Annotated in this window: 11 protein-coding genes; 10 read left to right on the forward strand and 1 reads right to left on the reverse strand. The window is 60.2% G+C overall.

Annotated features, from left to right (window positions below; all coding sequences use genetic code 11):
* Positions 1-136 precede the first annotated feature (136 nt).
* Positions 137-757: a flavodoxin family protein gene (locus WMO17_RS03790; RefSeq protein WP_005944067.1), complete on the reverse strand. Its 621-nt coding sequence runs from the start codon at positions 755-757 to the stop codon at positions 137-139.
* Between the two features lie 188 nt (positions 758-945).
* Here WMO17_RS03790 and rsmD point away from each other — a divergent pair, with 188 nt between their 5' ends.
* From rsmD to WMO17_RS03840, 10 genes are all read left to right on the forward strand, one after another.
* A complete protein-coding gene (rsmD, locus tag WMO17_RS03795) occupies positions 946-1,533 on the forward strand; it encodes a 16S rRNA (guanine(966)-N(2))-methyltransferase RsmD (protein ID WP_044953972.1) in 588 nt (195 codons plus the stop codon).
* Complete coding sequence (locus WMO17_RS03800) at positions 1,530-1,991, forward strand: hypothetical protein (protein ID WP_005944071.1); 462 nt, start codon at positions 1,530-1,532, stop codon at positions 1,989-1,991. The genes rsmD and WMO17_RS03800 overlap by 4 nt, the downstream gene beginning before the upstream one ends.
* A gap of 239 nt (positions 1,992-2,230) precedes the next feature.
* Entirely contained in the window at positions 2,231-3,196 is a 966-nt protein-coding gene (rsmH, locus tag WMO17_RS03805; RefSeq protein ID WP_005944076.1) for a 16S rRNA (cytosine(1402)-N(4))-methyltransferase RsmH, read from the forward strand.
* A gap of 36 nt (positions 3,197-3,232) precedes the next feature.
* The gene (locus WMO17_RS03810) at positions 3,233-3,712 is read left to right on the forward strand and encodes a hypothetical protein (protein WP_005944079.1); all 480 of its coding nucleotides are present in this window, start codon (positions 3,233-3,235) and stop codon (positions 3,710-3,712) included.
* 127 nt (positions 3,713-3,839) lie between these two features.
* Positions 3,840-6,323, forward strand: a complete 2,484-nt coding sequence (locus tag WMO17_RS03815; RefSeq protein WP_349137513.1) for a penicillin-binding transpeptidase domain-containing protein — start codon at positions 3,840-3,842, stop codon at positions 6,321-6,323.
* 194 nt (positions 6,324-6,517) lie between these two features.
* Positions 6,518-7,900 carry a UDP-N-acetylmuramoyl-tripeptide--D-alanyl-D-alanine ligase gene (locus WMO17_RS03820; protein WP_118528655.1) on the forward strand — a complete coding sequence of 461 codons (1,383 nt, stop codon included), beginning with the start codon at positions 6,518-6,520 and terminating at the stop codon, positions 7,898-7,900.
* A 29-nt stretch (positions 7,901-7,929) separates the two neighbouring features.
* The gene (locus tag WMO17_RS03825; protein WP_349137514.1) at positions 7,930-8,940 is read left to right on the forward strand and encodes a glycosyl transferase family 4; all 1,011 of its coding nucleotides are present in this window, start codon (positions 7,930-7,932) and stop codon (positions 8,938-8,940) included.
* Positions 8,941-8,972: 32 nt separating this feature from the next.
* Positions 8,973-10,301, forward strand: a complete 1,329-nt coding sequence (locus tag WMO17_RS03830; protein WP_097774339.1) for an FtsW/RodA/SpoVE family cell cycle protein — start codon at positions 8,973-8,975, stop codon at positions 10,299-10,301.
* A 92-nt stretch (positions 10,302-10,393) separates the two neighbouring features.
* Positions 10,394-11,518 carry an undecaprenyldiphospho-muramoylpentapeptide beta-N-acetylglucosaminyltransferase gene (gene murG, locus WMO17_RS03835; RefSeq protein ID WP_097774340.1) on the forward strand — a complete coding sequence of 375 codons (1,125 nt, stop codon included), beginning with the start codon at positions 10,394-10,396 and terminating at the stop codon, positions 11,516-11,518.
* Positions 11,519-11,551: 33 nt separating this feature from the next.
* Complete coding sequence (locus WMO17_RS03840; RefSeq protein WP_349137515.1) at positions 11,552-13,093, forward strand: FtsQ-type POTRA domain-containing protein; 1,542 nt, start codon at positions 11,552-11,554, stop codon at positions 13,091-13,093.
* Positions 13,094-13,105 lie beyond the last annotated feature (12 nt).

A 13,105-nucleotide genomic window follows, 5' to 3' on the forward strand; every position in this document is an offset into this window, starting at 1 on the left:
AAAAAAGAAGCTGCAGCCCCATTTCCAAAGGATTTTTGCCGCTTTTGGCACGAAATGGCGTGGACTGCAAAGAAAAAGAGGCTCAGAGCAGCTTATGGACTGTTCTGAGCCTCTGGATCAGAAATTGATTTTCCGATCAGCGGATAAAATTAGTCATGGGGCGCTTGGGGTTCTGCGGGTGTTCAAAGCCTGCGGCCCTGCCTGCTTCGATGCAGTGCAGCAGCCATGCCATGTTGCGGCCCAGCTCCTGCATTACGGCGCAGCCCTCGGCATCCTGCAGCACCTGCTCGGCATTGGAGCCGTGCACCATGGCCCAGTAGGAGCCGTTCACCAGCGGCATGTGGAAGAACTGCGGGTACTTTACCAGCTGGTCCAGCGTGGTGGTGGTGCCTGCACGGCGGGCCGAGCAGCAGATGGCGGCGGGCTTGTAGGCCAGATATCTGCCGCCCGCGTAGGCAAGGCGGTCCATGAAGCTGGTCATGTTGCCGGATGCGGATGCGTAGTGCACCGGGCTGCCGAACACGAAGCCATCGGCAGTTTTGGCCTTCTCGATGGCCTCGTTGACCACGCCGCCAAACACGCAGCCGTTGCCTGCGGCACAGCCGCCGCAGCCGATGCAGCCGCCCACGGGTTTGCCGCCGACATGCAGGATCTCAGTGTCCACACCGGCATCGTTCAGTTCCTTTGCAATGAGCGAAAGGGCGGTATAGGTGCAGCCTTTTTCGTGCGGGCTGCCGTTGATGAGCAGAACTTTCATGGGAATACTCTCCTTTTATGCCAGAATGCGCCGCAAAAGCCCGGCGCTGCCGGTTTTATTGTAGCACAAACCGCCAGACGGCGCAACGCGCGGCCCTTGACAAGAATATGCAGTTGGGTGATAATAAAGTGATACAAAAAACGTGTTTGCAGCCACATCTTCCGGCTGCAAGGAGGAGGAAAGAGAACATGCGCGTGATCGCAGGAGAAGCCCGGGGCCGCAGTCTGGAGGCCCTGCCGGGGACCGACGTGACCCGGCCCACCCTTTCGCAGGTAAAGGAGGCGATGTTCAGCATCGTCCAGTTCGACCTGCCCGGCGCACGGGTGCTGGACCTGTATGCGGGCAGCGGCCAGCTTGGCATTGAAGCACTAAGCCGCGGCGCGGCGCGCTGCGTGTTTCTGGACGAGAACCGCGAGGCGGTGAACATCATCATGCGTAACTGCAAGGCCTGCGGCGTGTTCGACCGCAGCCGCGTCAATATCGGCGAAGCTGCGCGGTATCTTTCCGCCTGCCGCGAGCAGTTCGACATCGTACTGCTGGACCCGCCCTTCCGCAATGGTACACTGGAAAAGATCCTGCCTGCGGTGGATAAATGCACCGCGCCCGGCGGCATCGTGCTGTGCGAGAGCGAGACCGGCATCGTGCTGCCGGCCGAGGCTGGCGGCCTGACCCTGAAAAAACAGTACAAGTACGGCAGGGTGCTGCTGTGGAAATACACAAAGCCCATGCAGAACACAGACCCTGCCGAGAACGAACCGAAGGGAGAAGCACTATGAACGTGAACGAACTTTTGGATACCATTGAGGATGCGCTGGAGGAAGGTGCCAATGTGCCCCTTTCCGGCGGCAAAAAGATCGTGGATGTGGAGCAGATCCGGGATTATCTGGACGAGATCCGCGCAAACCTGCCCGGCGAGCTGCGGCAGGCCCAGCAGATCGTGAACGACCGCGCTCAGATCGTGGAGACGGCCAACGCACAGGCGCAGGCCATTGTGAAAAAGGCTGAGGAGCGGGCGCGCATTCTGGTGAGCGAAGCCGAGATCGTGAAGGCTGCACAGCAGCGCGCCGGGGAAATCACCACTGCAGCCCAGAACGAGGCCCGCACCCTGCGCCAGACCGTGACCGACTATTGCGACAACATGCTCAAGAACACCGAGGAAACGATGGTGGAAAATGCGGCACAGGTAAAGAACGTGCGCGCAAATCTGCGCCAGAACGCCAAGAAAAACGGCTGAAGACAGCCTTTTTCACACACAAATTACACATACGGCAAAAACCAAAGTTCCTGCAGGCAGAAATGACGGCCGACAGGGACTTTTTTTGTTGCATTTTGCGGCAAAAACGGGAGCACAAACCCTTGCAATCAGGGGCCTGATTTGTTAAAATAAAACTGTGTTATCGGGTAAAAGTGTGCGCTGTGTGCACAGTACCCGGAACACGGAAAGCTTATGAACTGAGAAAGGAGGCCGCAGCGATGGAACTTGAAACACAAGCAGCCTTTGACCCGGCCTCGTTTGAGCATATCCCCGTTCTGCTGAACGAGTGTCTGGAGGGTCTTTCCATTGATCCGGCCGGCACCTACCTTGACGGCACTGCAGGCGGCGCGGGACATTCTCGCCAGATCGCCTTGCGGCTGGATGCAGAAAAGGGCGGCAGGCTGATCTCGCTGGATCAGGACCCGGACGCGGTGCAGACCGCGCGTGCCCGCCTTGCGGGCCTGCCTGCCACGGTGGTGCAGATCAACTTCCGCTATGCCGGACAAGCTCTGGAAAGCCTTGGCATCGACAAGGTCAACGGCGCGCTGCTGGATCTGGGCGTTTCCAGCCATCAGCTGGACGATGCGGCCCGCGGCTTTTCCTACCGTGCGGATGCACCGCTGGACATGCGGATGAGCCAGCAGGGCGAAACGGCAGCGGACCTTGTGAACACCGAGAGCCGCGAAGAGCTGGCACGCATTCTGCGGGATTACGGCGAAGAACCTTTCGCATGGCAGATCGCGGGCAGGATCGTGGAGGCAAGGGAGAATTCTCCCATCGAAACGACCCTGCAGCTGGCAGACATCGTGGCCAGCGCCATGCCCCCGGCGGAACGCCGCAAAAACAAGAACCCTTCCCGCCGCACCTTTCAGGCGCTGCGCATTGCAGTGAACCATGAACTGGATGCGCTGGAAGAAGGCTTGGACACCATTTTTGATCACCTTGCGCCGGGCGGCCGGCTGTGCGTGATCACCTTCCACTCGCTGGAGGACCGGCTGGTGAAGAACAAATTTCGCCGCTGGTCCACCGCGTGCACCTGCCCGCCGGAGTTTCCGGTGTGCGTATGCGGCGGCAAAGCCAAAGCAAAGCTGATCACCCGCAAACCCATTGAAGCAAACAGTCAGGAATTGGAAGAGAACCGGCGCAGCCGGTCCGCCCACCTGAGAGTTTTGGAAAAATGCTGAACGGCAGAAGCCGTTGTGTGAGGAGGAGAGCAAACCATGGGTCAGGCAGCATATGATTATAACGCGGTACGCCGCAGAAAAGCCCCGCAGACACAGCGCAAGGCAGATCTGCGGGTAGCAAAGGGCGGCAAGCGTCGGCTTTCGCCGCTGCAGGCAGCGGTGCACAACGCCATGCATCTGGTAGCAGCAGCACTGCTGGTGGGGTTTGCCATCAGCCTGCTGTGGAGCGAGTCCAAGCTGGTGGAGCTGAACGACCAGATTCAGGACGCAAAGGCTCAGCTGGTCAGTGAGCAGAGCCAGTATACTTACTATAACAGCACCCTGAACAGCAAGACCAACATTACCAGCGTGGAAGAGACGGCCGGCAGGCTGGGCCTGATGAAAATTGATCAGAGCCAGATCACCTACATCCGTTTGGGCGAGAGCGACACGCTGGAGCGCACCCAGTCCGCTGTGCGGCAGTGGACCGACTTTATCTACAACGGTGCCGTGAACATTCTTGGCACTGTAAAGTGAACCAAATACGGGAAAGCGTGCGGCAGCGCACGCTTTTTCGGTTTATACACCCTGTTTGCAGGGCAGTTCCAAATTTGACAAAAGCGCGGCAGAAGGCAGCAAATGCCCGCTGCCGCAGGAGCATACCATGTGGAAATTCTTCCGAAAATTCATCAAAAAAATAAAAGGCCCCTGGCCGGAAACCAGCACCGGTGCCCGCATGAACCCCAGAACCAGTCTGATCTGCGGCGGTCTGGCCCTTGTGGTCATGGGCCTTGCTGCGGCCCGTGTGACCTACAGCCTGTATGATATCCAGATCAAAAACGGTGACACCTACCGCCAGCTGGCCGCAAAGCAGCAGCTGCTGGATACCACCATCAAGGCCACCCGCGGCGAGATCTACGATACCTCCGGCATCACGCTGGCCTCCACCAGCGTGGTGTGGACCATCTGGGCCGACCCGGACAACAGCAAAATCTTATATACCACCACCGGCAAGGATGAGGAGGCGGTGCGCACGCTGGACACGGCCATGTGCGCCGAGGTCAGCCGGGAACTGACCCTGCGCCTGCTTTCCGGCGACGGCGAAAGTCTGGACGCGGTGGACACTTCCTCGGAAGCGTACCAGACCCAGTACCAGAAGGTTTACGATGCACTTTCCAAGATGGACACCAAGTATCAGGTGCTGGCCACCAAGGTGAACAACGCTGTCAAGCTGTCCATCGAATCCTACGTTTCCCAGTTCAACAAGGCACACAAGCGTGCCACTGAGACCTCCCGCAAGGGCAACATCTCGGTCGGCAGCGAGAAGAGCTTCCAGCGCAATTACCCCTACGGAGCGTTTGCAGCGGCAGTGCTGGGCTTTACCGATGCGGACGGCATTGGTACTTACGGTCTGGAAAAATCCTATCAGTCCACGCTGGCCGGTGTGGATGGCCGCACCATTACCCAGCGCAATGCCTACGGCAACGCCATTGCGGACGAGAATGCCACCACCTTTGCAGCCAAGGATGGCTCCAATCTGGTGCTTTCGCTGGATGTGAATGTGCAGGAGATCGTGGAACGGTATCTGAACGAAGCCATTGCAGCCAACACGGTGGAGAACCGCGGCTGCGCCATCGTGATGAACGTCAAGACCGGTGCCATCCTTGCCATGGCTTCCAAGCCGGATTTTGACCCCAACGACCCGCTGGACTACAGCGCAAATCTGGATTACCTCAACGAGCTGGTGCGCGCTGAGCCGGAGCTGTACGGCATCTACAAAAAGGATGAGAACGGCAACGAGCTGAAGGATGCAAACGGCAACCGCATTCTGGACGAGGAGGGCGATTACTCCGGCTACTTCCGCGATATCCAGTGGAAAAACAAGGCCATCACCGAGTTGTACTACCCCGGCAGTGTGTTCAAGGTGATCACCTCGGCCATGGGCGTGGACTCCGGCCTTGCAAACATCAACACCACCTTTACCTGCGCCGGTGCTTACGGCGTGGCAAAGGAGACCTACCACTGCGCAGGCCACAAAGCCCACGGCACCATCACACTGGCCGAAGCTCTGCGCCAGAGCTGCAATATCTACTATATCCAGCTGGGTCAGCGCGTTGGCTCCCAGACCTTCTATAACTACTTCGATGCCTTTGGCTTTACCAGCCGCACCGGCGTGGACCTGCCCAGTGAGACGGGCTTCATGCAGTATTATAAGGCCAACCAGCTGGGCGAAGTGCAGCTGGCTTCCTCGGCCTTTGGTCAGGCAATGGCCATCACCCCGCTGCAGATGTGCACCGCTGTGGCCGCGGCCGTCAACGGCGGCTATCTGGTCACGCCCCATGTGGTGGATAAGATCACCGATGCAAATGGCAACGTGATCGAGGAGATCGGTGCCAATGTGCGCCGTCAGGTCATCAGCGAGAGCACCAGCAATGTGATCCGCCAGATCATGGAATATGAGGTGGGTGCCGGTACCGGCGGCGGCAAGTATGCCTATGTGTCCGGCTACCGTATCGGCGGCAAGTCCGGCACTTCCGAACAGCTGAACATGGACCGCCGCGCCGACGGTGACTACAAGAAAGTGGCATCCTTTGCCGCTGTCCTGCCCGCCGACGACCCGGAGATCATCGTCTATGTGATGCTGGATGACCCCAACAACGCCAGAACGGACTACTCGTCCCTGCTGGCAGCGCCCGTTGTGGGCAACATCATCAGCGAGATCGCACCCTACCTTGGCATTGCCGCCGACGGCGAGGATCGCAGCCAGACTGTGGTCACTGTGCCGAATCTGGTGGGCACCGAGTGGAGCAGTGCGCAGGTGCAGCTGAACATCAAGGGCCTCAGGCATCAGCTGGCCGAAAGCACCACCAGTCAGGCGGCAGCAGCTGTCACCTACCAGTATCCGCACGCGGGTGCAAAGGTGGCCTACGGCACCACCGTGTACCTGTATACCGATACCTATGAGGGCAGCCATACCGATGTGCCGGATGTGACCGGCAAGAGCGCGGACTTTGCCCGCCAGATGCTGTCTGCCGCCGGATTGAACTGTGTGGTGGAGGGCAATGCGAACGGCACCGTGCAGGCCCAGAGTGCAGACCCCGGTTCCAGTGTGCAGCGCGGCACCGTCGTGACCATTACCTGTGGGTAACAAGAACCCTCTCAGGCGCTTGCGCGCCAGCTCTCCCGAAGGGCGAGCTTTATGAGTGGGCACGGTAAAGTGAATCTTCTGAAGAACTGCACTTTATCGTAAGATGCAAAAGAGCTCCCCTTTCGGGGGAGCTGGCAATGCCGCAGGCATTGACTGAGAGGGTTTTACAAGATAAAAGAGAGGGGACATGAACAATGGAAAAAATTTCTGCAAGCAAGCTTCTGGCAGGGCTGGTGCCCGCAGACTTCATCCGGGAAGAGGTGCAGGTGGAACTGGTGACCACCGACAGCCGCGAGGTGCGGCCCGGCTGCATTTTTGTAGCGTTCCCGGGTGAAAAATTTGACGGCCACGATTTTGCGGCCAAAGCACTGGAGAACGGTGCTGTTTATGTGGTGGTGAACCACCCGGTGGAGGGCGTGCCTGCGGAAAAGGCCATCCTCTGCCCGGACAGCTACCACGCCATGATGGTGATGGGCGCGAACTACCGCAGCCAGTATCACCCCAAGATGGTGGGTGTGACCGGCAGCGTGGGCAAGACCACCACCAAGCAGATGACCTACGCCGCCCTTGCAGGCTTTGGCGAGACCATCAAGACCGAGGGCAACCAGAACAATGAACTGGGCATGCCCCGCACCCTGATGCGGCTGGAAAGCAGCACTGAGTATGCCGTGATCGAGATGGGCATGAGCCATGCGGGCGAGATCGACCGTCTGGCCCGGGCCGCACGCCCGGATGTGGGCATCATTACCTGCATCGGTGTGTCCCACATCGGCAATCTGGGTAGTCAGGAGAACATCTGCAAGGCAAAGCTGGAGATCTGCAACGGCCTGCCGGAGGGTGCACCGCTGGTGCTGAACTATGATGATAAGTTCCTGCGCGCCGCAAAGCTGCCCGCCCACGTGAAGCCGGTATGGTTCAGTCTGGCAGATGAGAACGCTGATGTGTGTGCACTGTCCATCCGGCAGGAAGAGGACGGCATGAGCTTTGTGCTGGAAGATCAGGAAGAGGGCACCTTTGTGGTCAAGATCCCGGCCATGGGCAAGCACAATGTGGCAAACGCTCTGGCTGCCTACTGCGCCGCCACCCGCTTGGGCTGCGACCCGCGCGGTGTCATCAAGGGGCTTTCCAATTTTGAGCAGACCGGCCGCCGCCAGAAGGTGGTGCACAGCAAGGGCGTTACCGTCATTGAGGATTGCTACAATGCAAACCCCGACAGCATGAAGGCCGCGCTTGCCATGTTCAAGGAATTCCCCTGCAAGCGCCGCTTTGCCCTGCTGGGCGATATGCTGGAGCTGGGCGAGCTGTCCCGCGAAGCCCACGAGGAGCTGGGCCGTCTGGCTGCGGAGAGTGATCTGTACTGCCTTGTGACCTACGGCGAAAACGCAAAGCGCACGGCTGTGGTGGCTGCGGCCAAGGGGGTCAAGACCCTCCATGCCAACAACTACCGCGAGGCAGCGGATGCTCTGCTGAACCGGATAGAGCCGGGCGATGCCCTGCTGGTGAAGGCAAGCCGCGGCATGGCGCTGGAAAAAGTGCTGGAAATTTTCTACGCAGAGCAGAAAGATGCCGAAGAATAACCCTTTGGCATGAATTTGGAGATTGAAAAATGATTCGTTTCGCCTTGGTCGTCGCGTCGGTGCTGGGTTTTGTGCTGACTGCGGCGCTCGGCAATATGATGGTGCCGCTGCTGCGGGAGCTGCAGCGTGCGGCACGCGGTACACAGCCGGACAGCGATGCCCCGGACAGCCCGGTGCCTACCATGGGCGGGCTGTGCCTGATGGTGGGCACCCTTGCCGCTGTGGGCGTGGGCTGGCTGGCCGCATGTGCTGCACAGCCTTCCCTGCTTGGCAGCGACCGGCAGATGACCTCCCGCCTGCTCATTGCACTGCTGGGGTCGCTGGCCTTTGGCGCAGTGGGGCTGGCCGATGATCTGGCCCGCATCCGCAGCCGCTACCCGAACGGTTTGGGCCTTGGCCTGCGTCGTACGCAGCGCCTTGCACTGGAATGCATCGCTGCAGCGCTGGTGCTGGGCCTGCTGGCACTGAACGGGTGCCTGCCCACAGGGCTGATCCTGCCGGGAGCAGGTTATGTGAAATGTACGCTGGCACCGCTGCTGTGGGCTGTGCTGCTGGTGGCGATGGCCGAGGCGGCCCGCGTGGCCGACGGTGCCGACGGCACGGTGTGCGGCGCGGCCTTTGCGGCCATGCTGGGCCTGATGATGCTGGAAACGCAGCTGGGCTGGTTCCCGCTGGCAGTATTCCCGGCGGCACTGGCCGGTGCACTGATGGCCTTTCTGCTGTGGGATTTTCCACCGGCAAAGCTGCACCCCGGCCGGTGCGGCTGCTTGTATGCAGCGGGAGCCATTGGCTGCATTCCGCTGTGCATTGGCTACGCAGAGCTGAGCATCCCGCTGGCACTGCCCTTCTGGGTGGAGGGCGGCATGGTGGTGCTGCAGGTCCTGTTCTGCCGCTGGAAGGGCAGGCCGCTGTTTGCGGCGGCACCGCTGCACCGCTGGCTGGAAAAGCGCGGCATGAGTGCAGTGAATATTTTTTACAGCCTGTGCGCACTGAGCGTGTGCGGGCTGGCGCTGGCCGTGCGTCTGGCACGCTGGGCCTGAGCGCCTGATTCTGAAAATAAGGGGGCGTGGCAATGGCAGCCACCCGCAGACAACATAAAAACCAAAAAGAAAGTGCATGGGTGCCGCCGCTGCAGCGGGACCCGGGACCGTGGAACCGGCTGCTGCTCAACTGGCTGGCAACGCTGGCCATTATCATGGTGTTCGGCCTTGTAATGCTGTACAGCGCAAGCTACACCACCGGCTACCTGCGCATGGGCGACAGCCTGCACTACATCAAGCAGCAGGCTATCTGCACGGCCATTGGCATTGGCTGTATGGTAGTCATGAGCTATGTGGATCACCGCTTTCTGCGCTGGGCGAGCAAGCCGCTGTACTGGGTGGTGCTGGCTATGCTGGCCGTCACGCTGACCTTTGCACCGCTGAACGGCTGCCGCCGCTGGATCCGTCTGGGCGGTCTGACTCTGCAAACCTCTGAGGTGGCAAAGTTTGAGATGATCCTGCTCTCGTCCCATCTGGCGGCAAGTGCGCCGCAGATCGGCCGGTTCAGCCCGTCGCTGAGAGAAAAAATCAAGCCAAAGGATTGGTTGTTCATCCGCATCGTAAGGCAGCTGATCGTGCCGGTGCTGCCGCTGGTGCCGGTGGTGCTGCTGCTGTTTTTAGAGCCGCACATGTCCGGTATCCTGCTGACCACCGCCATCGTGGGCACCATCCTCATGCTGACCGGCTGCGGCGGTGTATTGACATGGTGCGGGGCCGCAGCGGCGGCTCTGCTGCTGAAACCGGCCCTGACGCTGGTGGAATCCATTGGCTATCTGCAGGACCGCCTGAACACATGGTCCGATGATCTGGAAGCGCTGAACGACCAGACCAAGCAGAGCTTGTACGCCATCGGCTCCGGCGGACTGAAGGGCCTTGGCCTTGGCAACAGCGTGGAAAAGCAGCTCTGGCTGCCGGAAAGCACCAACGACTTCATCTTCAGTGTGGTGTGCGAAGAGTTGGGCTTCATCGGTGCGGTGCTCATCATCGTGCTGTTCATACTGCTCATAGCGCAGGGCCTGATGATCGCCTATAAGGCCGAGAACCAGTTCTGCACCATGGTGGGAATTGGCATTATGGCGCAGATCGCCTGGCAGGTGTTCTGCAACATCGCCGTGGTCACCAACACCATCCCGAATACCGGCATCAGCCTTCCGTTTTTCTCGTCCGGCGGCACCAGTCTGATCTTGCTGCTGGCAGAAATGGGCGTGATGGTGAACATTGGGCGCAACGGAGAGCGGGCGGCGCAGCAGAGGGCAGCGGCCCACGCACAGCGGCAGGCTGCAAAGGCTCAGCGTGATGCGGAGCTGAAGGACCGTACCATCAATCTGGACGATGCCCGCCGTGCGCGCAATGAACTGTAACGACTGTTTTGAGGGCGCAGGCCAGTGGGAAGCTCCCCGATGGCCTGCCCAGATGCACTACCAGATGCACTAATAATAGAGGAGGAATCGTCATGCGAGTTCTGATCGCTGCCGGCGGCACTGCCGGCCATATCAACCCGGCACTTGCCATTGCAGGTGCTATCAAAAAGGCAGACCCTTCTGCCGAGATCCACTTTGCCGGCCGCAAGGAGGGCATGGAGTACCGTCTGGTAGGACAGGCGGGCTATCCCTTCCACCATATCGAGATCACCGGTTTCCAGCGCAGGCTGTCGCTGAACAACATCAAGCGCAACATCGTTACGCTGTGGAATCTGGCCCTCTCTGGCCCCAAGGCAAAGGCCATTATGAAGGAGGTCAAACCCGATCTTGTGATCGGCTGCGGCGGCTATGTGTCCGGCCCGGTGGTGCGCTGTGCCGCCAAAATGGGCATCCACACCGCCATTCATGAGCAGAACGCCTTCCCCGGCGTGACCAACAAGCTGCTGGCACCGGATGTGGATCTCGTGTTTGCCGCCGTGCCTGCTGCTGTGGAAAAGCTGGGCGCACCTGATAAGACCATCGTGGTGGGCAATCCGGTGCGCCCGGAGGTGTTCACCAAGGCAAAGGACCGCGATGCCATCCGCGCTGAGCTGGGCGCGGGCGACCGCACGGTGATCCTTTCCTTCGGCGGCAGCCTTGGCGCACGCCGCGTCAACGAGGTGGTGGCTGACCTGTGTGCATGGGAACAGCACGAGAAGAAGCCGGTGCTGCATCTCCACGCTACCGGCCAGTACGGTGTGCAGCTGTTCAAGGATCTGGAAAAGGAAAAGAACTTCGCGGAGGGCGACGGCCTTGTGGTGAAGGAATACATCAACAATATGCCGGAACTGCTGGCTGCGGCAGACCTTGTCATCAGCCGCGCCGGTGCGCTGACGCTGGCCGAGCTGGAAGCTGTTGGCCGTGCAGCCGTGCTCATCCCCAGCCCCAATGTGGCTGAGAACCACCAGTACTTCAATGCCATGGAACTGCAGAAGGCCGATGCCGCTGTGGTGATCGAGGAAAAAGACCTGACCGGCGAAAAGCTGGTGAGCACGGTGTCCGACATGCTGGCACAGCCCGGCAAGCTGGCTGAGATGGGCAAAAATGCCCGCAGCCTGTCGGTGGATGACAGCCTTGACCGTATTGCAGACGCTCTGATGAAACTGGTGCAGAAGTAAAACAAAACCTAAACCGGAAAGGAGGTGTGCGCCATGCAGCAATACCGCAATAACAGAAACAACGGCAATATCTACGACCTGCGGAAAGACCTGCAGCATACTCCGCCGCCTTCACAACAAAAAGGATCTTCCGGCAGTGCGGACGGGCGCTATGGCTTCAACGGGGAACCGCTGAGCTTTGCGCCGGACCGCACCGCCAATGGTACGGTGCGCCGCACCCGTACCGATAACAGCATCGAGTTCCCTTCGCAGCCGCGCCGCACCGAACAGAGCGGCACCCGGCGCACCAGCGGCCAGAACCGGAACCGTACCGCGCAGCGAAGCCGCACGGCCCAGCCGGAGCAGCGTGCATCCGGCACGGCCCGCAAGCCGCAGCAGCGCCGTTCACAGGGGCAGAAGCCGCGCAAGACAGCAGCTCAGGCAGCACAGCAGCGCTACAAAAACCAGCGTCTGCGCCCGGCACAACAGCAGCCACGCGACCCGGTACAGCGGGAAAAACGCAAGAAGCGCCGCCTGACCCGCGCCGCACTGAAGCGGCGGCGGATGCTGCGGCGGCTGATGGCCTTTGTGACCCTGCTGGCCGTGATCGCCGCCGGTGTTTACCTGACCATGACCATGCTGTTTAAGATCGGCACCATTCAGGTGCAGACGCCGGACGGCACCGTGGTGCAGGAGGTGGGCGGCTATTCCAGCAGCCAGATCCTGCAGGCACTGGGTGTGCAGACCGAAGAGAACATTTTCAGCTTTGACCCTGCCGCCAAGGAAGCGGAACTGGAAAAGCAGTTCCCGCTGCTGGAATCCATCAGGGTGGTTCGGGATTACCCCAACACGGTGGTGGTGCAGGTGACCGAGGCGGTGCCTACCTATGCCATGCAGACGAAGAGCGGCTGGCTGACCCTCTCGGATCAGTTCAAGATCCTAGCCTGCGAGTCTGCCCAGCCGGAAGAACTCAAGACCCTATACGGCGGCGAGCCGGTGTCGGTGACACCCGGCGACCAGCTGACCTTTGCAGCGCAGGCAGACCCGGCGGCATCGGATGCATCCGGTTCGGCAGCAGCTTCGGCAGCGGTGCAGACGGACGACCGTCTGGATGCGCTGAATGAGCTGCAGGCAAAGCTGGAAGAGTATGGGATGCTGGACGATGTGACCCGCATGGAATTTGCGGACACCGACCAGATGGCATTTTTGTATCAGGATCGTGTCAGTGTGCTTCTGGGTACACGGAACGATCTGGATTATAAGCTGGATCGCGCACGCTATGTGCTGACCAACGCCGACGGCAAGGGTTGTGCCCCTACCGACACCGGCAGACTGGATTTCAGCCATGTCAGCGCGGGCAGCACCCGTAAAATTTACTTTGCACAAGGCCAGCCGACCCTGCCCTCCGGTTATGTTGTGCCGGAAAAGACCGTGCCGGAAGAGCCTGACACCTCTGCTGCCGAGGATACTGCGGCAGACGGTGCAGAGGATGCCGCTGCGGCCCAGCCTGCGGACGATACGGCGGCAGCTGCGGAAGAAACACCGCTGACCGACCCCGCCCGCATGACCACAAATAACGAAGAAAACCCCATGTGACAAAATGTTTTG

The organism is Faecalibacterium faecis (genome assembly GCF_040096475.1).
Classification (GTDB): Bacteria; Bacillota; Clostridia; order Oscillospirales; family Ruminococcaceae; genus Faecalibacterium; species Faecalibacterium taiwanense.

What these genes read in the sequence shown, in the direction of transcription:
- WMO17_RS03790 (WP_005944067.1), bottom strand. Translation starts at nt 757, where the DNA reads ATGAAAGTTCTGCTCATCAACGGCAGCCCGCACGAAAAAGGCTGCACC.
- rsmD (WP_044953972.1), top strand. Translation starts at nt 946, where the DNA reads ATGCGCGTGATCGCAGGAGAAGCCCGGGGCCGCAGTCTGGAGGCCCTG.
- WMO17_RS03800 (WP_005944071.1), top strand. Translation starts at nt 1,530, where the DNA reads ATGAACGTGAACGAACTTTTGGATACCATTGAGGATGCGCTGGAGGAA.
- rsmH (WP_005944076.1), top strand. Translation starts at nt 2,231, where the DNA reads ATGGAACTTGAAACACAAGCAGCCTTTGACCCGGCCTCGTTTGAGCAT.
- WMO17_RS03810 (WP_005944079.1), top strand. Translation starts at nt 3,233, where the DNA reads ATGGGTCAGGCAGCATATGATTATAACGCGGTACGCCGCAGAAAAGCC.
- WMO17_RS03815 (WP_349137513.1), top strand. Translation starts at nt 3,840, where the DNA reads ATGTGGAAATTCTTCCGAAAATTCATCAAAAAAATAAAAGGCCCCTGG.
- WMO17_RS03820 (WP_118528655.1), top strand. Translation starts at nt 6,518, where the DNA reads ATGGAAAAAATTTCTGCAAGCAAGCTTCTGGCAGGGCTGGTGCCCGCA.
- WMO17_RS03825 (WP_349137514.1), top strand. Translation starts at nt 7,930, where the DNA reads ATGATTCGTTTCGCCTTGGTCGTCGCGTCGGTGCTGGGTTTTGTGCTG.
- WMO17_RS03830 (WP_097774339.1), top strand. Translation starts at nt 8,973, where the DNA reads ATGGCAGCCACCCGCAGACAACATAAAAACCAAAAAGAAAGTGCATGG.
- murG (WP_097774340.1), top strand. Translation starts at nt 10,394, where the DNA reads ATGCGAGTTCTGATCGCTGCCGGCGGCACTGCCGGCCATATCAACCCG.
- WMO17_RS03840 (WP_349137515.1), top strand. Translation starts at nt 11,552, where the DNA reads ATGCAGCAATACCGCAATAACAGAAACAACGGCAATATCTACGACCTG.